The 26678-nt window shown below is 54.5% G+C and carries 25 protein-coding genes; 12 read left to right on the plus strand and 13 right to left on the minus strand.

Annotation, left to right across the window (positions count from 1 at the left end; translation table 11 throughout):
- Positions 1-30 precede the first annotated feature (30 nt).
- From A3841_RS17230 to A3841_RS17255, 6 genes are all read left to right on the plus strand, one after another.
- Positions 31-813 carry an N-acetylmuramoyl-L-alanine amidase family protein gene (locus A3841_RS17230; protein ID WP_073854171.1) on the plus strand — a complete coding sequence of 261 codons (783 nt, stop codon included), beginning with the start codon at positions 31-33 and terminating at the stop codon, positions 811-813.
- Positions 814-824: 11 nt separating this feature from the next.
- Positions 825-1910: an MlaD family protein gene (locus A3841_RS17235; protein WP_073854173.1), complete on the plus strand. Its 1086-nt coding sequence runs from the start codon at positions 825-827 to the stop codon at positions 1908-1910.
- Between the two features lie 106 nt (positions 1911-2016).
- Positions 2017-3645, plus strand: coding sequence for an acyl-CoA carboxylase subunit beta (locus tag A3841_RS17240; RefSeq protein WP_073854175.1), 1629 nt, complete (start codon positions 2017-2019; stop codon positions 3643-3645).
- Between the two features lie 163 nt (positions 3646-3808).
- Positions 3809-4174 carry a four helix bundle protein gene (locus A3841_RS17245; protein WP_139308000.1) on the plus strand — a complete coding sequence of 122 codons (366 nt, stop codon included), beginning with the start codon at positions 3809-3811 and terminating at the stop codon, positions 4172-4174.
- Between the two features lie 81 nt (positions 4175-4255).
- Positions 4256-5104 carry a transglutaminase-like domain-containing protein gene (locus A3841_RS17250; protein WP_073854177.1) on the plus strand — a complete coding sequence of 283 codons (849 nt, stop codon included), beginning with the start codon at positions 4256-4258 and terminating at the stop codon, positions 5102-5104.
- Between the two features lie 96 nt (positions 5105-5200).
- Positions 5201-5833: a class I SAM-dependent methyltransferase gene (locus tag A3841_RS17255; RefSeq protein WP_073854179.1), complete on the plus strand. Its 633-nt coding sequence runs from the start codon at positions 5201-5203 to the stop codon at positions 5831-5833.
- A 90-nt stretch (positions 5834-5923) separates the two neighbouring features.
- Here the strand turns inward: A3841_RS17255 and A3841_RS17260 are convergent, their stop codons facing one another.
- Together A3841_RS17260 and A3841_RS17265 are read right to left on the minus strand one after the other, a co-directional pair.
- Positions 5924-6505: a thioredoxin family protein gene (locus A3841_RS17260; RefSeq protein WP_073854181.1), complete on the minus strand. Its 582-nt coding sequence runs from the start codon at positions 6503-6505 to the stop codon at positions 5924-5926.
- 12 nt (positions 6506-6517) lie between these two features.
- Positions 6518-7168: a 4'-phosphopantetheinyl transferase superfamily protein gene (locus tag A3841_RS17265; RefSeq protein ID WP_073854183.1), complete on the minus strand. Its 651-nt coding sequence runs from the start codon at positions 7166-7168 to the stop codon at positions 6518-6520.
- Between the two features lie 105 nt (positions 7169-7273).
- Here A3841_RS17265 and A3841_RS17270 point away from each other — a divergent pair, with 105 nt between their 5' ends.
- Genes A3841_RS17270 through folB form a run of 3 tightly spaced genes read left to right on the plus strand, consistent with a single transcriptional unit; the run spans position 7274 to position 9545 of the window.
- Positions 7274-8194, plus strand: coding sequence for a WD40 repeat domain-containing protein (locus A3841_RS17270; RefSeq protein WP_073854185.1), 921 nt, complete (start codon positions 7274-7276; stop codon positions 8192-8194).
- A gap of 3 nt (positions 8195-8197) precedes the next feature.
- Positions 8198-9181 carry a DivIVA domain-containing protein gene (locus A3841_RS17275; protein ID WP_073854187.1) on the plus strand — a complete coding sequence of 328 codons (984 nt, stop codon included), beginning with the start codon at positions 8198-8200 and terminating at the stop codon, positions 9179-9181.
- 7 nt (positions 9182-9188) lie between these two features.
- A complete protein-coding gene (folB, locus tag A3841_RS17280; protein ID WP_073854189.1) occupies positions 9189-9545 on the plus strand; it encodes a dihydroneopterin aldolase in 357 nt (118 codons plus the stop codon).
- A gap of 1028 nt (positions 9546-10573) precedes the next feature.
- On the opposite strand, the gene meaB is transcribed toward folB, so the two are convergent.
- From meaB to A3841_RS17330, 11 genes are all read right to left on the minus strand, one after another.
- On the minus strand, positions 10574-11554 hold the full coding sequence (gene meaB, locus A3841_RS17285; protein WP_073854191.1) for a methylmalonyl Co-A mutase-associated GTPase MeaB: 981 nt from the start codon (positions 11552-11554) through the stop codon (positions 10574-10576).
- Positions 11555-11708: 154 nt separating this feature from the next.
- Positions 11709-12830 (minus strand): NHL repeat-containing protein, encoded by a 1122-nt coding sequence (locus tag A3841_RS17290; RefSeq protein ID WP_073854193.1) that lies wholly within the window; start codon positions 12828-12830, stop codon positions 11709-11711.
- A 145-nt stretch (positions 12831-12975) separates the two neighbouring features.
- Complete coding sequence (locus A3841_RS20100; protein ID WP_139308001.1) at positions 12976-13209, minus strand: hypothetical protein; 234 nt, start codon at positions 13207-13209, stop codon at positions 12976-12978.
- 144 nt (positions 13210-13353) lie between these two features.
- Positions 13354-14973: an alpha,alpha-trehalase TreF gene (gene treF / locus A3841_RS17295; protein ID WP_083610407.1), complete on the minus strand. Its 1620-nt coding sequence runs from the start codon at positions 14971-14973 to the stop codon at positions 13354-13356.
- 68 nt (positions 14974-15041) lie between these two features.
- Positions 15042-15437 (minus strand): hypothetical protein, encoded by a 396-nt coding sequence (locus A3841_RS17300; RefSeq protein WP_073854195.1) that lies wholly within the window; start codon positions 15435-15437, stop codon positions 15042-15044.
- Positions 15438-15557: 120 nt separating this feature from the next.
- On the minus strand, positions 15558-16100 hold the full coding sequence (locus A3841_RS17305) for an REP-associated tyrosine transposase (RefSeq protein ID WP_073854197.1): 543 nt from the start codon (positions 16098-16100) through the stop codon (positions 15558-15560).
- A 228-nt stretch (positions 16101-16328) separates the two neighbouring features.
- On the minus strand, positions 16329-18473 hold the full coding sequence (scpA, locus tag A3841_RS17310) for a methylmalonyl-CoA mutase (RefSeq protein ID WP_073854199.1): 2145 nt from the start codon (positions 18471-18473) through the stop codon (positions 16329-16331).
- A gap of 143 nt (positions 18474-18616) precedes the next feature.
- Complete coding sequence (locus tag A3841_RS17315) at positions 18617-20458, minus strand: methylmalonyl-CoA mutase subunit beta (protein ID WP_235861455.1); 1842 nt, start codon at positions 20456-20458, stop codon at positions 18617-18619.
- An 87-nt stretch (positions 20459-20545) separates the two neighbouring features.
- On the minus strand, positions 20546-20926 hold the full coding sequence (locus tag A3841_RS17320; RefSeq protein ID WP_073854201.1) for a YkvA family protein: 381 nt from the start codon (positions 20924-20926) through the stop codon (positions 20546-20548).
- 118 nt (positions 20927-21044) lie between these two features.
- Positions 21045-21839, minus strand: coding sequence for a hypothetical protein (locus A3841_RS17325; RefSeq protein ID WP_073854203.1), 795 nt, complete (start codon positions 21837-21839; stop codon positions 21045-21047).
- Between the two features lie 97 nt (positions 21840-21936).
- Positions 21937-23367, minus strand: coding sequence for a hypothetical protein (locus A3841_RS17330; RefSeq protein ID WP_073854205.1), 1431 nt, complete (start codon positions 23365-23367; stop codon positions 21937-21939).
- Positions 23368-23547: 180 nt separating this feature from the next.
- Here A3841_RS17330 and A3841_RS17335 point away from each other — a divergent pair, with 180 nt between their 5' ends.
- The 3 genes from A3841_RS17335 to dnaA form a co-directional block, all read left to right on the plus strand.
- On the plus strand, positions 23548-24303 hold the full coding sequence (locus A3841_RS17335; RefSeq protein ID WP_235861459.1) for a 5'-nucleotidase C-terminal domain-containing protein: 756 nt from the start codon (positions 23548-23550) through the stop codon (positions 24301-24303).
- Positions 24304-24318: 15 nt separating this feature from the next.
- On the plus strand, positions 24319-25251 hold the full coding sequence (locus A3841_RS17340; protein WP_073854207.1) for a bifunctional metallophosphatase/5'-nucleotidase: 933 nt from the start codon (positions 24319-24321) through the stop codon (positions 25249-25251).
- Positions 25252-25358: 107 nt separating this feature from the next.
- On the plus strand, positions 25359-26678 hold a 1320-nt coding region (gene dnaA / locus A3841_RS17345; protein WP_073854209.1), incomplete at its 3' end, for a chromosomal replication initiator protein DnaA.

Below are 26678 nucleotides of genomic sequence, written 5' to 3' on the forward strand. Positions count from 1 at the left end.
TATTGTTTTAGCTTTTAACTAACGAGCGTTGTGAAAAATATTGTTACTGTATCAATTCTGGCTTTTGTATTTTTACTGTGCTCCTCTAATACCCTTGAATTTAAGAAAGAGTACAAAGTCCGCACAGTGGTGATTGATGCCGGCCACGGTGGCAAAGACGTAGGGTGCAACGGTAAATTCTCGCAGGAGGCCATCGTTGCCCTCGACATTGCCAAGCAGGTAGGAGCCTTGATAGAGAAGAACGTGCCCGGGGTGAAAGTTGTTTATACCCGCACCGAAGATAAGTTTGTGGAGCTGATCGACCGCGCCGGCATCGCCAACAAGAACAACGCTGACCTTTTCATTTCCATCCACCTGAACGCGGGGCCGGCCACTGCCTACGGCACCGAAACCTATACCATGGGGCTCCATACGTCCAACGGAAACCTGGAGGTGGCCAAGCGCGAGAACTCCGTGATCCTGCACGAGGAAAACTACGAGGCCAACTACAACGGCTTCGACCCGAACTCCCCGCAGAGCCATATTTTGTTTGCCCTGCACCAAAGCGCCTACATGGACAACAGCCTGCGCTTCGCCGAGAAAGTGGAGCGTGAGTTCAGCACCCGGGCGGGCCGCAAAAGCCGCGGCGTGAAGCAGGCGGGCTTCCTGGTGCTCTGGAAATCATACATGCCGAGCGTGCTGATTGAGTGCGGCTTCCTGACTAATCCCACCGAGGAAAAATTTCTTAACGATAAGACCGGGCAATCGTATATTGCATCAGGTATATATCGTGCCTTCCGGGAGTACAAGCAAGAGTTGGAGGCGATGAACTAAGCACACCCTACGTGAAAATATCAAAGGAACTTAAAGTTGCGCTGCTGGGAATTGCGGCACTGGTCATTCTATACTTCGGGTTCATGTACCTGAAAGGGTCAAATGTGTTCTCCAACTACCACCGGTACTATGTAATTTACAATAACGTAGACGGCCTCACGCCCTCTAACCCCGTTTTTCTGAACGGTATCCCCGTGGGGAGCGTGCGCGAAATGAAACTCCAGACCGATAAGGGCAATACAATCCGGGTAGAGCTGGAGGTGATGAAGGAACTGCAGGTAGGGGACTCTACCATCGCAGCGCTGGGCAGCTCCGACATCCTGGGCAGCAAAGCCATCACGCTATACCTGGGCAACAGCACCCAGATGTATGATGGCGGCGAAACCCTTCTCCCCTTCACGCAAAGCAGTATCACGGAGATGATCTCCACCAAGACCGTTCCGATCATCGACAAGGTGGATACGACTCTGGCGCGGATAAACCGCCTGCTCGATGCGGAGGCGAAGGGCAACATCCAGGACATTCTGGCCAACACGGCAGCCTCCACAAAGGCCGTAAACGACCTGCTGCGCGCCAACCAACAGAACATCAACCAGATCACCAGCAACATAAGTGACCTGACCAGTTCCATGAAGTCCACGCAGCGCCACATAGACCGCCTGGCGCTGAACGTGGCCGAGATTACCGATACCCTCAAGCAGGTGGAGATCAACCAGCTGGTCAGCAATGCCAATGAGGCCGTGAAGGAGATGCAGTCTGCGGCGGCCCAGCTAAATTCCGCCGAGGGCTCCCTGGGCAAATTGATGCACGACGAGCAGCTGTATGAGAACATGAACCGGTCCACCGAGGCCCTCAACCTGCTGCTGCGCGACATACAGGCTTACCCGAAACGCTACGTCAGCTTCTCGGTGTTCGGCCGCAAAGACAAGTATAAAGTAGACGAGACCGGCCGCGTGATTACCTTGGAGGAGGTGAAGGAGCTGCAAGACCAGTACCCGGAGGAGTTCAGAACCGTGCCCGACACCGTGTATGTGCCTGTGCCTAAAGGCGCTGGTGCGCAGGATGCCGCCAAGGCAGACAGCGCCGGCAATAAATAAGCGAGCTACATGTGAAAATTGTATATTTGTAAAATCCGCTTTTATGGGCGGATTTTCGCATTTATACTACCTTAAAACGATACAACCCATACTAATCAAACCCTTCATGGATATTGAATTCAACAAAAACGAGGACGCCCTGAAGCAGCTGGTCTTCCAGCTGAAAAGCAAACTGAAGAAAGTATACCTGGGCGGCGGCGAGAAGCGCATCGAGAAGGAGCACGCCAAGGGTAAAATGACCGCCCGCGAGCGCATTGCCTACCTGCTGGACGAAGGGAGCGAGTTCCTGGAGTTTGGCGCTTTTGCCGGAGATAGCATGTACAAGGAAGTGGGTGGCTGCCCGAGCGGTGGCGTGGTAACAGGCATTGGCTACATCAAAGGCCGCCAGTGCGTGGTAGTGGCCAACGATGCTACCGTAAAAGCGGGCGCCTGGTTCCCGATCACGGCCAAGAAGAACCTGCGCGCCCAGGAGATCTCCATTGAGAACAAGCTACCGATAGTATACTTAGTAGACAGTGCCGGCGTGTTTCTGCCCATGCAGGACGAGATTTTCCCGGACAAGGAGCACTTCGGGCGCATCTTCCGCAACAACGCCGTGATGAGCTCGATGGGCATTGTGCAGATTGCCGCCATCATGGGCAGCTGCGTGGCCGGCGGGGCTTACCTGCCCATTATGAGCGACGAGGCCCTGATCGTGGAGGGCACCGGCTCCGTTTTCCTGGCCGGCTCCTACCTGGTGAAATCCGCCATCGGCGAAAGTATAGACAACGAGACGCTGGGTGGTGCCACCACGCACTCCGAGATATCAGGCGTAACCGATTACAAGTGCAAGGACGACCAGGAGGCGCTGGACCATATCCGTAAAATCTTTGACAAGATGGGGGACAGGCCGGCAGCCGGATTCAGCCGCGTGACGCCTGCCGCCCCGGCGCTGAACGAGAAGGAGGTTTACGGCCTGCTGCCATCGGACCGCGTGAAGCCTTACGACATGATGGACATCATCCTGCGGCTGGTGGATAATTCGGAGTTCGAGCCCTACAAGGAATTGTACGGCCAGACACTCATCTGCGGCCTGGCCCGCATCGACGGTTGGGCCGTGGGCATTGTGGCCAACCAGCGCAAGATCGTCAAGAGCAAGAAAGGCGAGATGCAGATGGGCGGCGTGATCTACTCTGACTCTGCCGACAAAGCCGCGCGCTTCATCATGAACTGCAACCAGAAAAAGATTCCGTTGGTGTTCCTGCAGGACGTGTCTGGCTTTATGGTGGGCAGCAAGTCGGAGCACGGCGGCATTATCAAGGACGGGGCCAAGATGGTGAGCGCCATGGCCAACTCGGTAGTGCCCAAGTTCACCATTCTCGTGGGCAACAGCTACGGGGCCGGCAACTACGCCATGTGCGGTAAGGCCTACGACCCGCGCCTGATCTACGCCTGGCCAACGGCGCAGCTGGCCGTGATGAGTGGTGCCGCCGCGGCCAATACCCTGCTGCAGATAGAGGTGTCATCGAAGAAAGCGAAAGGGGAGGAGGTTACCCCGGAGGCAGAGAAGGAACTGCTGGAGCGCATCACCAGCAAGTATAACGAGGAGCTCTCGCCCTACTACGCGGCGGCCCGCCTGTGGGTGGACGGCATCATCGACCCGCTGGAAACGCGCAAAGTGATCTCCATGGGCATCGAGGCAGCCAACCACGCCCCTATCGAGAAACCCTACAATGTAGGCGTGATCCAGACGTGATGTCTAATTAAGAATGAATAATGAGGAATGACTAATTGTTGAAGAGAAGTGTGTTTCGGGAAGAAAGAGAGGTATTCATCATAAATCATTATTCGTTGATAATTAATCATTCTTTGTTTGAACCATCTGAGATGCATTGTGATTTCTTAAGTAAAGACATCTGATGATGGAGAAGAAAGAGAATGTAATACAGGGCAAAACTTTTGACTTTGCGGTGCAGGTGGTACTCCTGTGCAGGAGGTTGACTGAAGAGAAAAGAGAATTCATACTTTCTAAGCAGCTCTTACGCAGCGGAACTTCTATCGGCGCGAATGTGGAGGAGGCAATTGCTGGTATTTCAAAAGCAGACTTTTCAGCTAAAATCAGTATAGCTTATAAAGAGGCACAGGAAACCAGCTACTGGCTACGTTTATTGTACGCCACAGCCTATCTTGATCGTGCTACATTTGAAACCATGCATGCCTCCTATGTTGAAATAAGCAAGATTCTGTTCTCTATCTTGAAATCCTCTGGCAGAATAAAGCCCTAAGTATGATGTTATACTTACCACTTTAATTAATTGATGATGGAATTATCATTACTCATTAATCATTAATAATTACAAATTACTTTGACAAAAGGAGAAATTAAGGCGCTGATCTCGCTGCTGGATGACAGTGATTATGAGGTGGCGTCGTATGTGGAGAAGCAGATTGCTTATTTAGGCGAGGGAATCATCCCGTTTCTGGAGGAAGAGTGGGAGGAGACCCTGAACACGGACCTGCAGAAGAAGATCGAGGACCTGATACACAACCTGCAGTTCGATGGGCTGACCAAGCGCCTGCTGGACTGGAAGCACAAAGGGGCCGAGAACCTGCTGGAGGGCATGTTCCTAGTAAACTCATACTTGTACCCGGACGTGGATTTCGCCAGCATCAACAAAACCATAGACCAGTTATACTTCGATGCCTGGACGCACATGAAGGACGAGATGCACCCCTACGACCAGGTGAAGTCGCTCAATAACGTGCTGTTCCGCGAGAAGCGCTTCTCGGCCAATACCAAGAACTTCCACTCGCCGGCCAACTCCATGCTGCACCTGGTGCTGGAGACCAAGCGCGGCAACCCGCTTACGCTCTGTGTGATCTACATGACGCTGGCGCAGCGCCTGAACATGCCGGTGTATGGCGTGAACCTGCCCAACCTGTTTATACTTACCTACAAGCTGGGCGACCTGCAGTTTTACATCAACGTGTACAACAAGGGGCTTATACTTTCCAAGGCCGACATCGACAACTACATTCTGCAGCTGAACCTGAACCCGGTGGATATTTTCTACGAGCCATGCGCCAACCTCGACATCATAAAGCGGGCGCTGCGCAACCTGGCTTTCTCGTTCGAGAAGATGGATGACCCGGAGAAAGCCACCGAGGTGAACAAGCTGCTGGATGCTGTTTCGGAGGATGATGCCGGGGTATAGAAAGCCATCGGTTATACTTTAAACGATGCCCGGCAAAGTATAAAGTATGGATAACCCCGGGCGTGGAAACATCAAAACCAAAGTATAACGAAGGATATGGCGGAGTTTTGGGAAACCAGTTTTGTGGAGAAGCAAACCATGTGGGGGTTCGAGCCTTCTGAGTCCGCGGTGGTGGCAAACGACCTTTTCAAGGAAAAGCAGCTCAGGAATATACTCATCCCTGGGATTGGCTATGGCAGAAATGCGCAGCTGTTCCATCAGAACGGGATGCAGGTGACCGGCATCGAGATCTCCAAAACAGCGATCGGTCTGGCAAAATCCCACTACGGGGAAAGTATAAAAATCCACCACGGGTCCGTAACCGACATGCCCTACGACGAGGTGCTGTATGATGGCATCCTCTGCTATGCCCTTATCCATCTGCTGAACCAAAGCGAGCGAAGCAAGCTGCTTAGCGACTGCTACAGGCAGTTGCGGCCAGGCGGCTATATGGTTTTCACGGCAGTCTCCACCGCCTCGCCAAACTATGGCGCGGGCAGGCAGCTGAGCGAAAACCGTTTCGAGATAATGGAAGGCGTCAGGATGTACTTTTATGATGCGGACGCGGTAAAGCGGGAGTTCGGGAAGTATGGCTTGGCTGCGTTCTCAGAAATTGAGGAGCCCATGAAAAACATGCCCGGCAGGCCAGCGCTCAAATTCTTTCTGGTTACATGCCGCAAGGAAGTATAACCAAGCCAATCATACGTTGATCGCTAAAAAGCACGAAGGCCGCTCCCATACTTTAGGAGCGGCCTTCGTGCTTTATGCGTTTGCTATACGTTAGTACTTTTTGATCAGACAGCCGGTGGCGCGCTTGTCGCCGGCAGAAACGGGGCGGTTGGCCAGGATCTCATCCATCACGCTGCGGAGGTAGAAATTCTTCACGCCGCTCTCCATCTGGGGATTATCGTCAATCGCACCTTTATACTTGAGCGTGAACTCGCCGTCCGTGTTGTGCAGCACAAACACCTCCGGCGTTTTGGTGGCCCCGAACTGGCGGCTTACCTTCTGGCCCTCGTCGGCCAGGTAGGGGCTATAGCTTCTGCTGGCCATCTCCTGCAGGGTTTCGCCCGCATCGCCGGCGCCGGGGTTGATGAATACGAATTGCACTCCCTTGGCGCTATAGTTGCTGGCCAGGGTTACCAGGCGGTTCTCGTACAACTTAGCGTAAGGGCACTGGTTGTTGGTGAACACCAGCACCACCGTTTTGGCATCGGCCAGATTGCTCAGCGACACGCTCTGGTTGTCGGTGCCCTGCAGCGTGAAGTCAGCCACTTTATCACCCACCTTGTATCCCCCGGACTGGGCAAAAACGCCAGCCGAAAGCAGCAGGAATGCGAGTAAAGGGAATACCTGTTTCATGTCTATCTGTGTTTAGTCTATGGGATCGGGTTGCTTGTCCAGGCAGTAGGTGAGGATATGGTTCTGCACCACCTCGAAGCTAATACGGTACAATTTAGAAAAATTTTCAGTATTCACACGGCCTTGCAGCATATTTGGGTCATCGGTAGGCGCTATCGCCAGATTCTCCTTTAGTATCAGTTGCTTGCGGCTGTAAAGTTTGTACAGTGTCTCCTTGGCGCTCCAGTACAGGCAGGTGTTTTGCTCGTTGGCCAGCGTGTGGCTTTTCTCGTTATCGGTCAAAAACTTATCCTGCACGCGCAGCGCCTTTGGCGATACCAGTTCAATATCTATGCCAACCTCGTGCGCATCAGAAAGTATAACGGCGGCCAGCTGCGGCGAGTGCGAGATGGACACATGGAAGCGGGAGTCGGGGAAGTAGGGCTTGCCGAACTGGTCGCGCAGCAGCTGCAGGGGGCGCGTGGTAAACTCCTGCAACAGCCTGTACACCAGCACCCGGCTGGCCAGCCACTCCTGCTGCCGCCTGGGGTGTACCTGCTCCAGTCCCTCTTCCACAGCCACGTAGGCAGGCAGCGCCGCCCGCAGCTCCTCCACCGGCTCGGTCAGTTCCCAAAGGCCCAGCTTGGTGTGCGCGTCCAGTTGTTTGGTGTATAGCAGCGGCATAAGCAATAAAGTATGATTCCAGCGTTTTTAAAGTATGGCACGGCTGATTAGCTGTATTTGTTGTAAATTTAGGCTAAAATTACAGAACACCCCAGAATAGGCGTCATGGCAAGCAAAGTACAGGTGGAGAAGGTGGCAACCCTGACCGGGCACCGCGACAGTGTGTATACGTTGGTGCAGGCAGCGGAGGAGCATCGCTTCTTCTCGGCGGCCGGCGACGGGATGGTGGTGGCCTGGAACATGCAGGCGCCCGATACCGGCGACCTGGTGGCGCGGGTAAACGCCTCGGTGTACGCGCTGTGCTACCTGCCGGAGCGCCACCTGCTGCTCATCGGGCAGAACCGCGAGGGCGTGCAGGTGATCGACCTGGAGAGCAAGCAGATCCTCAAGTCAGTGCCGCTGCCCAAGGTGCCCATTTTCGACATGCTTTATACTTCGGAGGAGGGGAAGGTATTTGTAAGTATGGGCAGCGGGGGCGTGGCGGTGCTGGATGCGGAGACCTTCGAGCTGCAAACCATTATCCGGAAAGCCGACAAAAGTGCGCGCAGCCTGGCCTATAACAAGTATAGCCGCGAGCTGGCCGTGGGCTACAGCGACCATAAGATCCGTGTGTTCGACGCCGGAAGTATGGAACTAAAGTATGAGCTTACCTCACACACCAACTCCGTGTTCACGGTGGCCTTCTCGCCGGATGGCAAGCTGCTTTTGAGCGGCGGCCGCGATGCCCACCTGCGGGTATGGGACGTGGAGCAAAAGTATACCGAGCGCGGATACTTGATCGCCCACATGTACACCATCAACCACATTACCTACAGCCCGGACGGCGCATATTTTGCCACCTGCAGCATGGATAAATCCATAAAGCTGTGGGACGCGCAGACCTTTAAGTTGCTGAAAGTGATTGATAAAGTGCGGAATGCGAGCCACGGTACCTCGGTAAATAAATTATTTTGGTCGGCTCACCAGAATCAGTTAGTTTCGTGTAGCGATGACCGCACCATTTCGGTTTGGGATATAAATTTTTGAGTTATGAAGATTACACCGTTAGAGATCAGGCAAAAAACGTTTGAAAAGGCATTCAGAGGACTAGACAAGGATGAGGTAAATGCGTTTTTGCTGACGCTCTCGCAGCAGTGGGAAAAGCTGCAGGATGAGAACAAGGACCTGCGCATGAAGCTGGACGCGTCGCACCGCGAGACACAGAAGCTGCGCGAGGTGGAGTCATCGCTCTACAAAACCCTGAAAACCGCCGAGGATACCGGAAACAGCATACTGGAGCAGGCCAAGCGATCGGCTGAGCTGCAGGCCCGCGAGTCGGACCTGAAGACCGACGAGATGATGAGCCGCGCCCGCAACGAGGCCCGCCAGATGCTGGAGGAGGCTCAGCGCCAGTCGGAGCGGGTGATCGCCGAGATGCAGCAGCACGTCAAGTCGCTCGATCAGGAGTGCCGCCAGATGGAGAACTACCTCGACCACTTGGTGCGCGACCTGCGCAACCTGGCCAGCGAGACCCTGGAGAACGCCGAAAAGGCCAAGGCAAAACCTAAAGCCGGCACACACAGTATTCTTTCAAAGGCAGCCAACACCGAGGTGAGCGCTTCGGAGTTGCTCAGAAACTTGAAAGACATGGAAAAGACAACAGATAACACGACATACCAGTTGCCGCAATCTACGGCATCCAACGCACCTATAGTGGTAGCTAGCGGCGCAGATACCTATAACAGCATCGGAGACCCTGCGCCGGACGTAACGCAGCCGCAGCCAGAAGTACCAAACCCAACTACACCAGTGCCGAACGTGCCGTCGCCGGAGGTGCCGCAGCCAGCGCCAGATTACCCGGGCCGCGTGCCCGCCCCGGATATTGAGCAGCCGGTGCCGGAGATCCAGCCCGTGCAGCCAGACCAGCCGGAGATTCAGCCGCCCATGACGGAGCCATCGCGCAACACGTTTGCTGCCAATGGCGCTGCTGTGAAGCAGGCCTCAGGAGGTTCTTTCTTCGACGAGATAGGCTAGGCAGCGGATGGGGCAGATTGCACTGGAGGGAATGGAGTTCTTCGCCTTCCATGGGTTTTACGACGAGGAGCAGAAGATCGGCAACAAGTATGGCATCGACCTGATCATCAACACCGACCTGCGCCGCGCCGCCGAATCGGACAACCTGGGGGAAACGGTGAACTATGAGGTGCTGTACGCGCTGGTGCTGGAGGAGATGAAGACCCCGGCCCGCCTGTTGGAGCACCTTGGCCACCGCATCATCGACAAAGTATACGAGCGGTTCCCGTTTGTGCAGTCGGTGAAGGTGAACGTGTACAAGTTTAACCCTCCGCTCGGCGGCATCTGCAAATGGGCCAAGGTTTGCCTGGAAGAGGCCAGATAGAAGATTTACTTATTGATTAGAGAGCAGCTGGTTCAGAAATGGGCTGGCTGCTTTCGTTTTTGCAGGAGTTTATACTTTCGAGCTGCTGTTTGCGATTTATGCTTCTGCGATACTTGTCAGTTGCTGTTTCTCTTCTGGCGCAAGCGTCCGCTTGTGCCTTTCATACTTTACTCATTATTTGGCTATACTTCCGCTGGCGCGGGTTTGCAGCCCGTGTCTTTGGTTTCGTTGGGTTTTCAACCCGACTGGCTCGAAGCGCCTTACTTTTATACTTGCTGGTTATTTTTTCCAAGCCGCTGCTTCCTTCCAATTGATACAAGCTATACTTTCTAGCATCCGCTGACCCTGTAGTTCCCACAAACCTACCGTTTCATTTCATACTTTGGTGCTCTCAAGCCCGAGAGGGCTCGTCTTCGGGCATCGCGCTGGGAGCTTTTCCTTTGCTCCTGCGTCGCAATGCCCTCCGGGCACCAGAAAAACTCGCATAGGCGCTCAACCCAAGGACTGGGTTCAGTTCGATAGCTAGGTCTGACGGAGCCAGAACAGAGCTCCCCTCCTTGGATAAGGAGGGGTAGGGGTGGTTGGATTCGGTACTGCAGAGGCAAAGCCTAGGAACAGGTTCGATAGCCGCCTTTTTTGTCATCTCGACCTACGGGAGAGATCTCTTGAGAATTCCAGATAAATCTCTCGCCCTGCTCGAGATGACAGGGAAAGGATCAAGTATAGATTCCCCACCCCAGCCCCGCCGAGGAGGGGAATCTATACTTTGTAGGGACAGGTCGCGACCTGCCCGCACTGTATCAGCAGCTATGAAATCTATACTTTGGTATGAGTAAAAGCGGATTCCCCTCCTTGGACTATCGAGAACGCGAGTTCGAAGGTAGCGAGCGTAGCTCTGAGGGGTAGGGGTGGTTGGAACAAGTGCTGCAGAAGCTCCATCTCCTGTTCTTAAGGGAGGGCTGGGGAGGAGTGAAACCTCCCCTCTTGGGTGCAGGGGAGACAGAGTAGTTGATCCTGAAACTCAAACTTTATACTAATTTCAACAACTCCGCTGCAGCGGCAAAGGCAGATTTCTGGCCGTTCTTCACCTGTTGGGCTATATCGGGCAGTTGCTGCTTTACCTGCTCCTGCGCAAAAAAACTATCCTCCAGTCCCTGGCGTATGGCCTCGTACATCCACTGCAGGTTCTGGTCGTGGCGCTTTTTCTCGAAGAAGCCGTTGCCTTTGGTGAGTTTCAGGTAATCACTAATCGTTTGCCAGATCGTGTCGAGGCCGGTATTCTCCAAGGCCGAGCAGGTACTTACTTTGGGCGACCAACCCGAGGCACCCAACGGATAGAGGTGCAAAGCGCTCTGGTACTCGGCGCGGGCGCCCTTTGCTTTGGCAACATTCTCGCCGTCGGCTTTGGTGATGGCAATGGCGTCGGCCATCTCCATGATGCCGCGCTTGATGCCCTGCAACTCGTCGCCGGCACCGGCCAGCATCAGCAGCAGGAAAAAGTCTACCATGGCGTGTACCGCCGTTTCAGATTGGCCCACGCCCACGGTCTCCACAAAAATAGCGTCGAAGCCTGCCGCCTCGCAAAGTATAATGCTCTCGCGGGTGCTGCGGCTCACTCCTCCCAACGACTTTCCCGCCGGGGAAGGACGAATAAAGGCCTGTGGGTTTGTAGCAAGCGAGTCCATGCGGGTTTTATCCCCGAGGATGCTGCCGCCCGAGCGCTGGCTGGTGGGATCGATGGCTAGCACGGCGAGTTTCCTGCCCTGCTCCTTGATCAGGTAATTGCCAAAAGCCTCAATAAAGGTGCTCTTGCCCACGCCCGGCACGCCGGTTATGCCAATGCGGATGGAGTTGCCGGCATGCGGCAGCACCTGGCTGACCACCTCCTGCGCCAGTTCCAGGTCAGAGGGCAGGCGGCTCTCCACCAGCGTAATGGCACGGCTCAGCATCACGCGGTCGCCAGCTAAAATGCCTTCAACATACTTCTCGGGGCTAAATCGTTTGGCCAAGGCGGTGGGGTTTGGTTAGCGGATCTTACTCTTTTACAAAAATAAGATTTATAGGTTGCTGCGCCATCCAAAGTATAAAACATCCGGCAAAGTATAAAAAATAAGGCCGGCCCCGGAACAGGAGCCAGCCCTACTTATACTTGTAGTTTATACTTTACTTGCTGAGGCCCTGCGCAAAATTCGGCAGACCCAGGTCGCTTTTATGCTTGCCCAGATGGAAGCCGTCGTCCACATAGTTAGCCGCCTCGCCTTTGGCGTTTGGGTTGTTGATGACGCCGAGGTAGGAGTTGTCCTGGCGGGCCACGTAGATTCTGCCGTCCGGCCCCACCTGCAGCGCCCCGATGCGCGGGCTTTTAGAGGTACCCACCACTACCGCTGATTTGGCTATAGCGTCTGCACCACCGGCTTTCAGGTCGAACTGCACGATCTGGGCCTTGCCCCCGCCAATGCCGTTGGCCGTGCCGTAAAGCTTGCTGCCGTCCGGAGAGAAGACCACACCGTAAGCCTCTTCAAAGCCTTTCAGAAGTATGGGGTCGGATACTTTGCCCGTGCTGCGGTCGAAGTTCAGGATCTCGAAGTTGCTGTCGGCATCCCAGAGGGCGGAGGCCAGTTTGGTGCCATCCGGGGAGGCATTTAAATAGCCGATGGCTTTGCGGTTAGCGCCGCCATGCACGGTGCCCGCCATACTCAGTACCGGCCTCGTCTCCACGCCATCCTTGTTCACCAGAAAGGCCATGTAGCCGTTGCTGTTCCAGCGGTGCGCTATCACCCACCAATCGCGGTTGTTGCTGTGGCGCACGGCGGTGAGTTTCTCGGTGGCAGGCGCGATGAGGAAATTGTTGCGCGAGGTGATGTCGCCTTTGCCTTCCTGTTTGGCCATGTCCACCACGGTATAGCGCAGGCCATCGGATTGCGCCTGGATATCGGTGGTGAAGATGTAGTAGATGCTCTCGCTGCCGGGCTTGGGAAGTATAAGCGCCGACTGCGTGGACGACTTGCCGCCCATCAGCCCGTTGCCGTTGGGCATCACGCGGTGCTCACTGTTCCAGACGGTGATGCCGTTGGTGTAGAACAGCAGGTTGCCGGCTGCGTCGGAAATGGTGGCGCTGCCTTCTTCGGTAAAGAGCCTGCTGTTGGTGGCGATGGCAGAATCTCCCTTGAAAATGATGCCGGCCCCCTTGCCGAAGTACCAGTTGTTGCGTTCGCCCTGCGCCAGTGCGGCAAAGCTGCCGAGGGTAAGTATGGCGGCGGCTGCAAAGTGTCTTAGTCTGATCATATCACTTGGTAAACGTGTTACTGTGGCGGAAAGTACAAAAGGAGTGCCAGGCAGAATCTACAGTTACAAAAAAGAAGTATGACACCTGCCCCAAACAGAAAAAAGCAGGCCTTCACCTGCTTTCTCCATCCGATTTTATACTTTGTTACTGATTGGCAGTGGTGTCTTCCTCGCCAGCCAGCACATCGTTTACGTTGGCAGAGTCGGCGCCTGTTCCTGGTTTATCACCATCGATGGGGGCGCCTGTTTCCTGTGTTTCTCCCTGTGTTGACTCAGGCGGCATCTCGGTGTTATTGGCGCCACTCTCGCAGGAAGTCAAAAAGACGAGGGACCCTGCAAATAAAGCAGTGGTGGCAATTCTTATACTTTTGGTCATCATAGCTTTCTAACGTTTGTACAGGTCTTTTGTACGCTTGCAGGGGAAGCCCTGTTGTAGAGGTCTAACTGCTGCCGGGCTGGAAATGAAAAAGAGGTGCCGTAAACAGCACCTCTTCAAGTATGAAATCAGCAAAGTATGATGACGCTACTCCTGCATCTCCAGCTCCTGAAGCTCTGCCTTCAGCAGCTGTGGTTGCAGCGAAACAAGCTTGAGCAGCACCCCGTTCGTCCAGCCGAAGCCGTCCTGGTTGGGATACTCGCCGCCGCCCGCCTGCAGCCCCATGTCCACCACGTTATACTTTTCCGTCAGTTTGCCCGTGTTCTGGAAGACGGCCTCGTTCAGCCTTACCCAGCGCTGCGCCACCGTGTCGGCCAGCCTGTCGTGCTTGTAGTTGCGCAGGGCCTGTATGCTCATCCACTGCAGCGGCGCCCAACCGTTGGGCGCATCCCATTGCTGACCGGTGCGGTGCAGGGTGGAAGTCAGGCCTCCCGGCTGCAGAAAATCCTCCTCCAGCTTTTGGGCCACGGCAGCTGCCTGCTTCTTTTTGGCCATGCAGAAGTACAGCGGGAACACGGCAGCCAGCGAAGGGATATTGGTGGTAGCGCCTTTCACGAAGTCATAGTCGTAGAAGAAGCCCGCCTCCTCGCTCCAGGTATACTTTAGCAGGGCATCGCGACGAGCTTTGGCGCGGCGCTCGAACTCCCTGGCCTCTTTTCTGTTGCCGTTCAGCACGGCCATCTCCTGCAGCGTCAGTTCCACGTGGTAGAGCAGCGCGTTCAGGTCTACGGGGATGATTTCGGTAGTATGAATGGTACTGAGGTTTTGGGCATCGGCAAACCAGCGGCTGCTAAAATCCCAGCCAGACTCGGCGGCGGCCCGGAGGTGGCGGTATATTTCTTCCGGGTTTCTGCCCGACGCCTGCGCCAGCTCCACATCCTCGCGATAAGACTCCGGCCTTGGTTCCGGCGCATCATCCCAGTAACGGTTGAGGATGCTGCCATCCGGCAGGCGCACCACGCGGCGGTGCGTTGGGTTAGCGGCTGATAGCTGGTCCGCGCCGTCCATCCAGAAATCATACTCGCGGCGCAGGGCAGGGGCGTAGGTTTTGAGCACCTCGCGGCCTTTTTGCTGTGCCAGCACCCGCAGCATAAGCGCGTAGAACGGCGGCTGTGAGCGGCTCAGGTAATAGGTGCGGTTGCCGTTGGGAATGTGGCCGAGGGTGTTGATCAGGTGGGTGAAGTTATCGACCATACTTTGGATGAGCTCCGTTTCGCCGCTGGCCTGCAGGCCGAGCATGGTAAAGAAGCTGTCCCAGTAGTAGATCTCGCGGAAGCGGCCACCCGGCACAATGTACTGCTTCGGCAGCGGAATCAGGGAACCGCCGTCGGCACCCGGCTCTCGGGTAAGCACGGGCCAGAGGCGCTCTATGTGCTGTGTTACCGAAAGACTGGTATCGGAGATAAAGCCAGTTTCTGGCTGGGTGGGCAGCCGGAAATATGCCTTTACAAAAGCCTCCAGGCTAAAGCCAGGCTGGTTTTGCTGCTGCCTGTAAGCCTCCAGAATTTGCGTGGGCGGGGCCAGCGGCACGGCATCCGCAAACGTTTTGGAATCCGGGAACACATGCTGCAGCTGTACCTGCTCAAACAACTCGCCTAAATCCTGCTCCGGCCTGTACAACTCCTGCGCCCGCAGCGGCTGTACAACAAAGGTAAACGGTAATAGTAACAGAAGGCTAAAAGTTAAAGTGCTAAAAGTATACTTCATATCTTGCTCTGTTAATATATGAGTGATTCATTACTCATACGGAATACAGAGGCAAGGCGGCAAGTATACTACTCGAACGGGTAACGCACAAACGAAACCTGGCTCATGGCATCTTTTTCATATTTGGCTACAGCAAATTCTTGAAATCGTGCCTCGAAGGTGCGTTCGCCGGGCTGTACCTCTGTCGGGAAGGGCTTGTCTTTCAGGAAAAAGTATACTTTGGTGTTGCCATACTTGGTGTGCGGCATGTACTCCCCGTAAGTCTGCATTTGCTCCCACAGCGTGTCGTCCACGGTTACGGCATACACCCTGACCACAGGGCCGGTGTTGTTCTCGTTCCGGTAAAAAGCCACCTCTTTGAAATCCCCTTCCAAATCATCTACACTGGGTATGGACATGGTGTCGTAGATGAACCAGCCAAGGAGGGCTACGGAGAGGGCAATGAGGATGTGTTTTAATTTCATGGGGTGAAGTACGTGATTTTGCAGGGTAAACCAGTGGGAAAGGGGATTGTTTCGTATGCGAATCCCAGATTCGGTTTTTATAGCCGAGGCACGGAAGTGACTTCCGTCCCAGAAAAAGCCTTATTGGAGGAAGGTGATGGAAAGGCGGCCTTTGTCTCCGGCGTAATCTTTTGCGCTGCTGTAGGACCAATGCTCCGGCTCCTCTACAAAGCCTGCTGTAACAGGGTTTCTATGCAAATAGTTAAGCTTCTGATCCACTATGTGGTTGTTCTGCAGAAGTATAGGGTGGTATCCTGGCTGCCAGAATTTATACTCTTCGTGCTTGCTGCTTATCTCACCTGCCGATTTGATTAACCAACAAAGCCAGGTTTTCCTGCTTTCCTGTGGGTTCTGCTGAATAGCTTTATAGATCTCTTTGGCTGTATACTTCTTAAAATCCCTGATGGTGTTCGCTAAAGTGGGAGAAGAGCAGATCAGGTGCAAGTGATTTGTCATGATGCACCAGGCGTAGAGGGTTAGATTCTTTTCCTTCTGGCAGTAGGCAAGACTGTCGCAAATAACCTCACAGTACTCCCGACGGGTAAACACATCGGCCCACTGTACGACTGATATCGTGATAAAGTAGATACCAGTTGCATCGTTGGGTTTATACTTTTCGCTCATGCCTTAAAGCACGTTCAACTATAAAGTATAGTTACAGAACCTGGCGCGGAAGTCCCTTCCGTGCCTACTCATAAGGGCGAATCTGTGATTCGCACGCACCATTTGAACAAATCTGCGAATCACAGATTCGCTTTTATAGTTTGTCACGGAGCCTAGCTCCGCGCCAGAAACAATAAATCCGCAGTTGATTTGGTTCAGCTGCGGATTTATACCTTTAACTTTAAACTCTTAACTCTTAACTGAGTTGATTAGCTTCTCCAGAATGTTCTGTGCGGCCACCGATATGATCGTTCCCGGTCCGAACACACCCGAAGCACCGGCTTTAAACAGGAAGTCGTAGTCTTGGGCCGGAATCACGCCGCCCACAATCACTAGGATATCCTCCCGACCTAGTTTGCGGAGTTCTTCAATCAGTTGCGGTACCAGCGTTTTGTGGCCGGCTGCCAGCGAGGATACACCCACTACGTGCACGTCGTTTTCGGCGGCCTGCATGGCTACTTCGGCCGGGGTCTGGAATAGCGGGCCAATGTCCACGTCGAAGCCGAGGTCGGCAAAGGAGGTGGCGATTACTTTGGAGCCGCGGTCGTGGCCGTCCTGGCCCATTTTGGCGACCATGATGCGGGGCCGGCGGCCTTCGAGTGCCTCAAACTGATCGGCTAAGTTCTTAGCGCGCTGGAAGTTTTCGTCGTCGGTTATTTCTGCTGAATACACTCCTGATATGGCTCTGATAACTGCTTTATGTCTACCGAATACTTTCTCCAGGGCATCGGAAATTTCACCCAGGGTGGCGCGGTGGCGGGCAGCCTCCACGGCCAGTTCCAGCAGGTTCTCCTGCCCGGATTGCGCTGCTGCCGTTAATGCCTCCAATGCCTTGGCTACTGCCTCTCCGTCACGGCTCCCTTTTATACTTGCCAATCGGCGCAGCTGCGACTCACGCACCGCCGTGTTGTCGATGTCGAGGATGTCGATTTCCTGTACCTGTTCTGGTCTATACTTGTTTACGCCTACGATGATGTCCTTGCCCGAGTCAATGCGGGCCTGCTTGCGGGCAGCGGCCTCTTCGATGCGCATCTTCGGCAGGCCTGTCTCGATGGCTTTGGCCATGCCGCCCAGCTCTTCCACTTCCTCGATCAGGGCCCAGGCTTTGTGCGCCAACTCGTGCGTGAGCGCCTCCACATAGTAGGAGCCTCCCCAGGGGTCTACCACTTTGGTGATGTTGGTTTCCTGCTGCAGGTAAATCTGAGTATTACGCGCAATGCGGGCGGAGAAATCGGTGGGAAGCGCAATGGCTTCGTCCAGTGCGTTGGTGTGCAAGCTTTGCGTGCCGCCCAGGGCAGCGGCCAGGGCCTCCACGCAGGTACGGGTCACGTTGTTGAAGGGGTCCTGCTCGGTTAAGCTCCAGCCAGAGGTTTGGCAGTGCGTGCGCAGCGCCAGCGATTTCGGATTCTTCGGGTTGAATTGCTGAATGAGCTTGGCCCACAGCATACGGGCGGCGCGCATCTTAGCAATCTCCATAAAGTGGTTCATGCCGATAGCCCAGAAGAATGACAAACGCGGTGCGAAATCATCGATGTCCATGCCTGCCCTTAAGCCGGTGCGCACGTACTCCAGGCCATCCGCCAGGGTATAAGCCAGCTCCAGGTCGGCAGTGGCGCCGGCCTCCTGCATGTGGTAGCCCGAAATGGAGATAGAGTTAAAGCGCGGCATCTTCCGAGAAGTATAGGCAAAGATGTCGGCAATGATCTTCATGCTCGGCTCCGGCGGGTAGATGTAGGTGTTGCGCACCATAAACTCTTTCAGGATGTCGTTCTGGATGGTACCGCTCAATTGCTCCGGCTTCACGCCTTGTTCCTCGGCGGCCACAATGTAAAAGGCCATGATCGGCAGCACGGCCCCGTTCATCGTCATTGACACTGACATCTCGTGGAGCGGAATCTGGTCGAAGAGGATCTTCATGTCCTCCACCGAATCAATCGCCACACCGGCCTTGCCCACGTCGCCTACCACGCGGGGGTGATCGGAGTCGTAGCCGCGGTGCGTAGCCAGGTCAAAGGCTACGGAAAGGCCTTTTTGCCCGCCAGCTAGGTTGCGGCGGTAGAAGGCGTTGCTTTCCTCGGCTGTGGAGAAACCGGCATACTGACGGATGGTCCAGGGCTTTTGTACATACATGGTGCTGTACGGTCCGCGCAGGTAGGGCGGCAAACCAGCCGCAAAACCCAGGTGCTCAAAGTGGGCGGCGTCCTCCGAGGTATAAAAGCTTTTCACCTTTATCTGCTCCGGCGTTTTCAAGGTCTTCGGCTGCAGCGGGTCTTTCGGACCGTGCTTCGCGGCGGCTACCTTGCTTATATCAATATTCGAAAAGTCAGGCTTCATAGTCTAATTATGAATGAGTGATTGCGTGAATGAGTGAGTTTTCCATCAATTCAGTCGCTCATCAAAATTCAGTTATACTTTTTATAGTTTAGAACGAGTACTCAAGCATTAAAAAACATTCACTAAGTCACTCATTCGCTCATTCAGTCATTAACTTCTCCGTGCAGTTTCTGGTGGACAATCCGCATGATGTTGCTCACGTCGCAATCCTCGAATAAAAACTCGTCGTAGCCGTGGGCGATCATTTCCTCTTTCAGGTGCTTAGGGTCGTCGGCCAGCAGCACGAGCGGCTTGCCATCGTGGTGGCGCAGCTTTGGGTTAAACTCGCGGGCGTAGGCTGCTTCGGAGGTAGATACGGCCACCACGTCGGCTGCGGCATGCAACAGCCGGTCGGATGCCTCAGAAACAGAGGCGTACTGCTCCACCTCCGTCTCAAAACCGGCACAGGTGAAGAACTCCTGCGCAAAAGAGGCGTTTACCTGGCGCTGCTCCGAGTTGCCGATAAGCGCCACAATGGCTTTAGGGCGGCGCTGGCGCTTGCGCAGATGCAGTTCGGTGGCCATGCGCATCACCTCGGTTGGGTAGGCGGCGCGGGTGGTGTCGAAGTCTGCGCTTTGTATCAGTTCCTCCGGGTCGAAGGAGACTTTCTCTTTCGGGTTCGGGTACTTGTTGGTGCCCACCAGCACCTCGCGGCCGGTGGCTATGTTGCGGAACTTGCGGCGGCTCACCTCAGTGATGGAGCCAAGTATAAATCCTTGTTTGTAAGCCTCCTCAAAGCCTCCCATACTTTCCACTTCCTGAAACAGGTTCCAGGCCTTTTGCGCCAGTGCGTTCGTCAGCGACTCCAGGTAGAAGGAGCCGGCGGCGGGGTCGATGGATTTGTCCAGGTAAGCCTCTTCTTTAAGTATGATGGACACGTTGCGGGCAATGCGCTCCGAGAACTCATCCGAGGGCTTAAATGTGCTGTCGAAGGGGGAGACGGTGAGCGAGTCGCAGCCGGCGATAACGGCCGACATGGCCTCGGTGGTGGTGCGCAGCATGTTCACGTACGGGTCCAGGGTGGTTTGGTACCAGCTGGAGGTAACACTGTGGATGCGCAGGCTGGCGGCCAGTGCCGGTTCCGCTTTATAAGCTTCCACCACGGTGGCCCACAGCAGGCGCAGGGCGCGCAGCTTGGCAATCTCGAAGAAATAGTTGGTGCCCGAGGCTATCACGAACTGCATGTTGCGCAGCACCGACTCCAGCGGCTCACCGGCCGTTGTCAGCCTGTCGAGATAGGCCACGGCGGCGCTCAGGGTATATGCCAGTTCCTGGGTTACGGAAGCGCCGATGCTGCTGAAGCTGGTGCCGTTCACGGTGACGCCGTAAAAGTCCGGGCTGTCCTTGGTTAGCTCCAGTATCTTGATGAAGTCCCGGCTCTCTTCGTGGTCTATGCTGCTTTGCACCGAGATGGGGTCGAAGTTGAGGAAGCCCTTCAGGTTGCGGTGCGACACGTTGCATCGCTCCAACTCTGCATACAGCCGCTGCAGAAAGCGGTCCGGCTGCTCTTTTACCTCGTAACTGATGCTATACTTGCCCAGGTCTATCCGGCGCACCAGATGCTCCACATCAAACAGCTCCTGCTGGTGCACCACGAAGTAGATCCCGTCGGCACCTCTTTGCAGCGCATCGGCAGCTTTCTCAATCGCATGATGGCCGTTGCCCTGCGCCTGCACCTGCTGCACGTTCAGCCAGCTGTTGTCGCCGGTCTTATCGCCCCGCAGGAACGGGAAATCGCCAGGCTTCTGCTTCGTGAAGGGCAGGTCGGCAATATCTTCCCGGGTATAGTATGGTTTTATGTCGATGCCCTCGTGGGTGTGCCAGATCAGGCTTTCCAGGGGCGTGTCGCGCAGGTCCTTGCGTGCTTTCTGCTCCCAATCAGCCGCTGTGCCCGGGGTGAACTCGGCAAACAGGCGCTGTTGGTTTTGCTGCTCGTCAGTCATCATGCTTTTATTCTGATTTGGTGTAAAGATAGAGTTTTATACTTTACGAAGTATGGCCGCCCGGGTGCTATATCAGCTTCCTGCTATACTTTAACCCAGCCGCTGCCGGTAAGCGTGGTATGCCCAAAAACCAAGCAGCAGCCAAAGTATAACTATAACGCCGGCCATCACATAATTGGGCTGGCGCTCGTGGATCCGCTCACGGGCCTGTTGCTGGTAATAGTGCAGCAGCGGCGGCGGAATAAGCTTAATGGAGAGCCAGATGCCCAGCGGCAGCAGCAGCAGGTCGTCGAGGTAACCCAGCAGCGGGATAAAGTCCGGGATCAGGTCGATGGGACTGAAGGCATAGGCTACTGTCAGTACGACTATCACCTTGGCGGCAAAGGGCATGCGCGGGTCCTTGGAGGCGAGGTACAGGGTATAAATATCCTCCTTCAGTTTGCGCACAAATTCTTTCCATTTCCGAAGCATGGTAGGTTGTACGGGAGACTGGGGCGTAAAGTATGCTGGAGAGCTAAAACGAGGAAGGGTGCTATACTTCATAGAAGCGCGATGGCAGCCGTTGCGGCTGCCATTGATGGGTTTATACTTACTTGAGCGAGTTGTAGTAGCTCACCAGTTGCACCAGGTCGGGGGCGTGGGTAAAGTCGGTGTTATTCTTTTTGAGGAAAACCTGCATGGCATTCTGTTTATCCCCAAAGAGGGCAAGGTTCTGCTTTTTATTCCTGGAGATCTCTATCAGGTTCAGTTGGCCCGCATTTTTTATGTAGAAGGATTCTTTCTTCACGATGCGGTCATTTTTGTCGCCAGCGTTAAAGGCCACATTATAGTTCGCGCTGATTTTTTCAGTGTCTGTCTTTCGGAACAGGCTCATCCCCTCATCACTCACCAATACCTCCATAAAACCCGTGGCTGGCTTTCCTTCTATCGTCAGGCCAGCATTTACGGCATTGATGAAAAGCCGCTCGCCCAGTACAGGGTCTGCTAGCTTAAAGGCATCCACTACCGTGCTGTTAATTACCCGAAGCTGATCCGGGGTCGGCTCTGCCACCTTCTCAGAATTGATCAGAAACTGGTTGTTCTCAATATCATACTTGAAGCTATTGGACTCCAGCAAGCGGTTAAGCGTGATGAAAAGCTCTCCCGATACCCAGTTCTCCGTCAGGTACACGTTACCAATGGTGGTAGGGGTAATCACATCCAGGGCATCGGTGCGCACGGAACGGTACTGGCCAAGGCCGGTGCCTACGTTAGTGGCAAGTTCACCAATATAAGCTGGCATGGAAGTACCCTTGCCCGATAGTATGGACTGTGCTTCGCTAGTGCCTGAGGCAAGCAGAAGCATCAGGGCGGGGGCAAGGAGTTTTATACTGGTTCTGATCATAAAAGTAGTTTAAGTGAGATGGAAGGAAAGTGAGATAAAAGTTATAACAAATTTACCTTTAGAGCAAGTATTATTTTGCTACCACCTGCTTATCTCCCTACCGCACCACCAGCTTTCCGCTGCCCACGGGCCTGTGGCGGCTGTAGATCGTATAAAAGTATAAACCACCTGAAAGCGACGCGGGTTTGAGGAAATGGTTCTTGCCCGGCCTTAGCTTCAGGGCGCCTGCCCTTTTACCGGTGGCGTCAAAAAGGTGCACAAACATGCCCGGCATGTCCGGGGCCTCTACCATAAACTGATCGCCTACAGGGTTCGGGTAAAGTATAAACCCGGCCTTTTTCAGTGCATCGTCCGCAGCGGTGGGTTGCTGTTCTCCAACGTATAGGTAAACGAGATCCCAATCATCCTCTATGTAATACCCCCCGTCTATGTAATACCCCTCGTAGGTATCGGGCCATAGGTCTGTATTTTCGTAGTCAGTGGCACGGCCCCGGATTCCGATAAGGTATGGGGAGGTACGTTCCATAGCGGGGGTAGGGGTAAAGGTAAGCGTTAGCGCAAGCCCGTTTACAGTATCTCGGACGGAGAGTATGGCCTCCGTAAGGTTTAGCGTATCTATCTCGCTGAAGTGCCTGGCAAACAGGGGTTGTTCTGCTTCCGTGCGCTTCTGTAGGTAATATTCAAGCTTCAGCGACTGGTTTGGCCAAGTTTGAATAGAGCCATCTTCCCGTACGGATAGTTGATCTTTATTCAGCAGTGTCAGCAGCGGCTGCCCTGCCCGGTCATCCACGTGTAGCGTGATTTTTACTACGGTGGAACCCACTACAATACCATTGCGCTGCTCAGTAATATGCACAGAGGCCTCATATTGCCCTTTTATGGTAGGGTTATCCCATCTGAGTTCTCCATACTCGTTTATCGTCAGCCCTTCCGGGTGCTGGTAGCCGGGAACGGTGACCACCCCTCCTGTTAAGGTTGCAGTTTTTGGGGCAACCAGGGTGTAAAATAGTTTGTCTCCGTCTGCATCGTATGCCAAGAAATTCTGCGTCATGTCCTCACCCACATAGGCCTCAAAAACAGGCACTCCGGCAAGGTTAACAGAGTGTCTGTTGCTCAAGAGGGCTCTGGCCCTTACTTCAGTATAAATGTAAGTTCTGGTGGTGTCCGATTGCTCCGGGAGGTTTACGATGTGGCTGCTGCGACTAGGACCTATCCAGGCTACCGTGTAATCCCCTTCCTGCCCATAAGTATAACTCCAGTGAAAGGCAGGCGTGTGATAGTTTCTGCTATAATGAACGTAGCTTGCCCGGGGTACTTCAACTATATTGCCGTCTCCCATGTGCATGTTCACCATTACGTCATGCGCCTGGGACCAGGCCGAAGTATAAAGCTTGAGTGTAAAGTTATACTTTAGCGGGTTCTGTTCGTCCACAGTGTAGCTAATGTGGCCACTCATTACATGAACGGCCTGCGCAAGCATGGGCAGCAGGAGGAATGCTAACACGCTGAGGTACAATTTGGTTTTCATAGGAGGGAGGTTTAGGAGGTTTAGGATCAAGTTACATAGTATAAACGACATGTGTAAGTATAATATTGGAATAGTTACAAATATTTTTAAATAACGCTCATGGCCGCCCGGCCCGAACCTATGCCGCTTGGTTCATGTTGGGGAGGCTGCTACCTTTAGAGCCGGATACTGACCAGAAGTATGAACAACCACTTTTCCAAAGTCCTGACTGTGCTGGCGCTCTCGCTAAGTATGGCCGGCTGCCAGCGCCCCTGGGCAGCCTCGCCCTCCCTGGGCACTACTGATGTGCCGGTTGATAAAACCCTCTCCGCCGACCCGCAACTGGAGGCGCAGATTAGCCCGTACCGTGAGGAAGTAACCCAGAAAATGTCGGAAGTGGTGGGCACCGCGCCCGTGGCGCTGGTCAAGGGAGAGTATGAGTCGCCGCTGGGTAACTTTGTGGTGGACCTGCAACTGGCGCAGGCCGAGCCGCTCTACAAAAAGCCCATCGACCTCTCGCTGACGACGAATGGTGGCCTGCGCGTGCCGCTGCCGGAGGGCGAGATCACCACCGGGAATATATTTGAACTCATGCCTTTCGAGAACGAGCTGGTGGTGCTGACGCTGAAAGGCGAGACGGTAAAGCAGCTGTTCGACTACGCCGCAGAGAAGAAGTTTGCCCCCATTGGCAACGCGACCTACACCGTGCAAAACGGCAAGGCCACCAACATCAGGATCAATGGCAAGCCTTTTGACATGGGCCGAACTTATACTTTGGTAACGTCTGATTACCTGGCCGGCGGCGGCGATAACCTGAACATGCTCAAAGACGCGGTGCAAACCGAGCGGCTGGGCCTGCTGCTGCGCGAGGCCATCCTGCAGCAGATACGCCAGCTCGCAGCGGCCGGAAAACCCGTAACCGCCGAGACAGGCAAACGCGTCACCATCCTCCCTTAAAGTATACTTTAGAAGATGAGAAGAAGAGACTTTCTGAAAACCACGATAGCAGGGGCGGCTGGTGTCAGTCTGCTGGGCATGCCGTTCACGGCCGAGGCGGCGCAACGTATAACCCTCACCATCCTGCACACCAACGACCAGCACTCGCGCATCGACCTCTTCCCGGATGACGGACGAAAGTATGGCGGCATGGGCGGCATGGCCCGGCGCGCCACGTTGATCGAGCAGATCCGCAAAGAGGAGCCCAACGTGCTGCTCTTCGACAGCGGCGATATTTGGCAGGGTACGCCCTACTTCAACTTCTTCGGTGGCGAGCTGGAGTATAAACTCATGAGCCAGATGAAGTATGACGCGGCCACGCTGGGCAACCACGACTTCGACAACGGCCTGGAGGGGCTGGAGAAAATGCTGCCGCACGCCCGCTTCCCGTTCCTGAGCGCCAACTACGACTTCAGCAACACCATCCTGCAAAACCGGTTCGCGCCTTACAAGGTGTTCGAGAAACAAAGTATAAAAATAGGCGTGTTTGGGCTGGGCATCGAGCTGGCGGGGCTGGTGAGCCAGAACAACTACGGCGAGACATTATACCTGGACCCGCTGGATACGGCCCGCGAAATGGTACAGGAATTGCGCCAGAACCAGCAGTGTAACCTGGTGGTGTGCCTTTCTCACCTGGGTTACAAATATGACGATGGCAAGATCGACGACGTAACACTGGCCCGGCAGGTGGAGGGCATCGACCTGATCCTGGGCGGCCACACCCATACGTTCCTGGACCAGCCGGAAGTGGTGCGCCACGCCTCTGGCCACGAAACGCTTGTGAACCAGGTAGGTTGGTCGGGAATTTTCCTGGGGCGCCTGGATTTTAGTTTCAGCAAAAAAACAAGACAAAAAACGGGCGTGAGAACGGCCGCCGTGCCTGTAAACAGACCTGTAACAACTTCGTGAAAAAATAATTTTTTGTTTACAGATTATTGATCAAATTTGTAACCCCCTGCCAATCAAAGGAGCCATTTGTTACACCAGCCATATCTTATGTAGTTTTGGAAAATTGGATGATCAAAGACTGTTCAACTGTATGGCATAACTGCCTGCAGGTGATAAAGGAAAACATTGGCGAACAGAGTTTTAAGACTTGGTTCGAGCCAATCAAACCTGTATCCCTGCGCGACGGCGTACTTACCATACAAGTGCCCAGCCAGTTCTTTTATGAGTGGCTGGAGGAGCACTATGTGCAGCTTCTGAAAAAGGTCATTTATCAGGAACTTGGCAGTGAGGGCCGCCTCGAGTACTCTATCATTGTGGATAGGGGGAATGAATCTAACAAGCCGCAGACCGTTAATATCCCCACCAAGAAGATACCGCAGGCCGTGGTAAACTCTTACCGGCCGGAGCAGAACTTCATCAAGAGCCCGTTTGAGTCGAAGACGATCGACCGGAACTTCCTGAACTCGCAGCTGAACCCGGCTTATACCTTTGAGAACTACATCGAGGGAGACTGTAACCGTCTGGCGCGCTCGGCAGGCTATGCCGTGGCCAACAAGCCGGGCACGACCTCCTTTAACCCGCTCATGATCTATGGTGGCGTGGGCCTTGGCAAAACGCACCTGGTGCAGGCCATCGGCAACAACATCAAGAACAGCAACCCCGAGAAGTTTGTCCTCTACGTGTCGTCGGAGAAGTTCGTGAACCAGTTCATCGAGTCCCTGAAGACGAACAACGTGCAGGATTTCGCCAACTTCTACCTGCTGGTGGATATCCTTATCATCGACGACGTGCAATTCTTGAGCGGTAAGGAGAAGACCCAGGAGATGTTCTTCCACATCTTTAACCACCTGCACCAGTCGGGCAAGCAGATCGTGATGACCTCGGACTGCCCGCCACGCGACCTGAAGGGCCTGGAGGAGCGCCTGCTGTCGCGCTTTAAGTGGGGCCTGACGGCCGACCTGCAGAGCCCGGACTTCGAGACGCGCATGGCCATCATCCACAAGAAAATGCAGAGCGACGGCATCGACATTCCGGATAACGTGGTGGAGTACCTGGCCTACAGCGTGGATACCAACGTGCGTGAGCTGGAAGGCGTGCTGATCTCGCTGATCGCGCAGTCATCGCTCAATAGAAAAGAAATTGACCTGGAGCTTGCCAAGCAGGCCCTGAAGCATATCATTGAGGACGTGGAGACGGAGGTGAACCTCGACTTCATCCAGAAAACCGTGGCGGAGTATTTCCAGGTAAGCCTGGACTCGCTGAAAGCCAAAACGCGTAAGAAGGAGATCGTGACGGCGCGCCAGGTGGCCATGTACTTTGCCAAGGAGTTCACCAGCCACTCGCTCAAATCCATCGGCTACCACTTCGGCGGCCGCGACCACAGCACC

The organism is Pontibacter flavimaris, assembly GCF_001907195.1.
GTDB lineage: Bacteria > Bacteroidota > Bacteroidia > Cytophagales > Hymenobacteraceae > Pontibacter > Pontibacter flavimaris.

Excerpts from the sequence above, each read along its gene's own strand:
- A3841_RS17240 (WP_073854175.1), top strand. The coding sequence starts at position 2,017 with ATGGATATTGAATTCAACAAAAACGAGGACGCCCTGAAGCAGCTGGTC.
- A3841_RS17245 (WP_139308000.1), top strand. The coding sequence starts at position 3,809 with ATGATGGAGAAGAAAGAGAATGTAATACAGGGCAAAACTTTTGACTTT.
- A3841_RS17255 (WP_073854179.1), top strand. The coding sequence starts at position 5,201 with ATGGCGGAGTTTTGGGAAACCAGTTTTGTGGAGAAGCAAACCATGTGG.
- A3841_RS17260 (WP_073854181.1), bottom strand. The coding sequence starts at position 6,505 with ATGAAACAGGTATTCCCTTTACTCGCATTCCTGCTGCTTTCGGCTGGC.
- A3841_RS17265 (WP_073854183.1), bottom strand. The coding sequence starts at position 7,168 with ATGCCGCTGCTATACACCAAACAACTGGACGCGCACACCAAGCTGGGC.
- A3841_RS17270 (WP_073854185.1), top strand. The coding sequence starts at position 7,274 with ATGGCAAGCAAAGTACAGGTGGAGAAGGTGGCAACCCTGACCGGGCAC.
- A3841_RS17275 (WP_073854187.1), top strand. The coding sequence starts at position 8,198 with ATGAAGATTACACCGTTAGAGATCAGGCAAAAAACGTTTGAAAAGGCA.
- folB (WP_073854189.1), top strand. The coding sequence starts at position 9,189 with ATGGGGCAGATTGCACTGGAGGGAATGGAGTTCTTCGCCTTCCATGGG.
- A3841_RS17290 (WP_073854193.1), bottom strand. The coding sequence starts at position 12,830 with ATGATCAGACTAAGACACTTTGCAGCCGCCGCCATACTTACCCTCGGC.
- A3841_RS20100 (WP_139308001.1), bottom strand. The coding sequence starts at position 13,209 with ATGATGACCAAAAGTATAAGAATTGCCACCACTGCTTTATTTGCAGGG.
- treF (WP_083610407.1), bottom strand. The coding sequence starts at position 14,973 with ATGAAGTATACTTTTAGCACTTTAACTTTTAGCCTTCTGTTACTATTA.
- A3841_RS17300 (WP_073854195.1), bottom strand. The coding sequence starts at position 15,437 with ATGAAATTAAAACACATCCTCATTGCCCTCTCCGTAGCCCTCCTTGGC.
- A3841_RS17305 (WP_073854197.1), bottom strand. The coding sequence starts at position 16,100 with ATGAGCGAAAAGTATAAACCCAACGATGCAACTGGTATCTACTTTATC.
- scpA (WP_073854199.1), bottom strand. The coding sequence starts at position 18,473 with ATGAAGCCTGACTTTTCGAATATTGATATAAGCAAGGTAGCCGCCGCG.
- A3841_RS17315 (WP_235861455.1), bottom strand. The coding sequence starts at position 20,458 with ATGATGACTGACGAGCAGCAAAACCAACAGCGCCTGTTTGCCGAGTTC.
- A3841_RS17320 (WP_073854201.1), bottom strand. The coding sequence starts at position 20,926 with ATGCTTCGGAAATGGAAAGAATTTGTGCGCAAACTGAAGGAGGATATT.
- A3841_RS17325 (WP_073854203.1), bottom strand. The coding sequence starts at position 21,839 with ATGATCAGAACCAGTATAAAACTCCTTGCCCCCGCCCTGATGCTTCTG.
- A3841_RS17330 (WP_073854205.1), bottom strand. The coding sequence starts at position 23,367 with ATGAAAACCAAATTGTACCTCAGCGTGTTAGCATTCCTCCTGCTGCCC.
- A3841_RS17335 (WP_235861459.1), top strand. The coding sequence starts at position 23,548 with ATGAACAACCACTTTTCCAAAGTCCTGACTGTGCTGGCGCTCTCGCTA.
- A3841_RS17340 (WP_073854207.1), top strand. The coding sequence starts at position 24,319 with ATGAGAAGAAGAGACTTTCTGAAAACCACGATAGCAGGGGCGGCTGGT.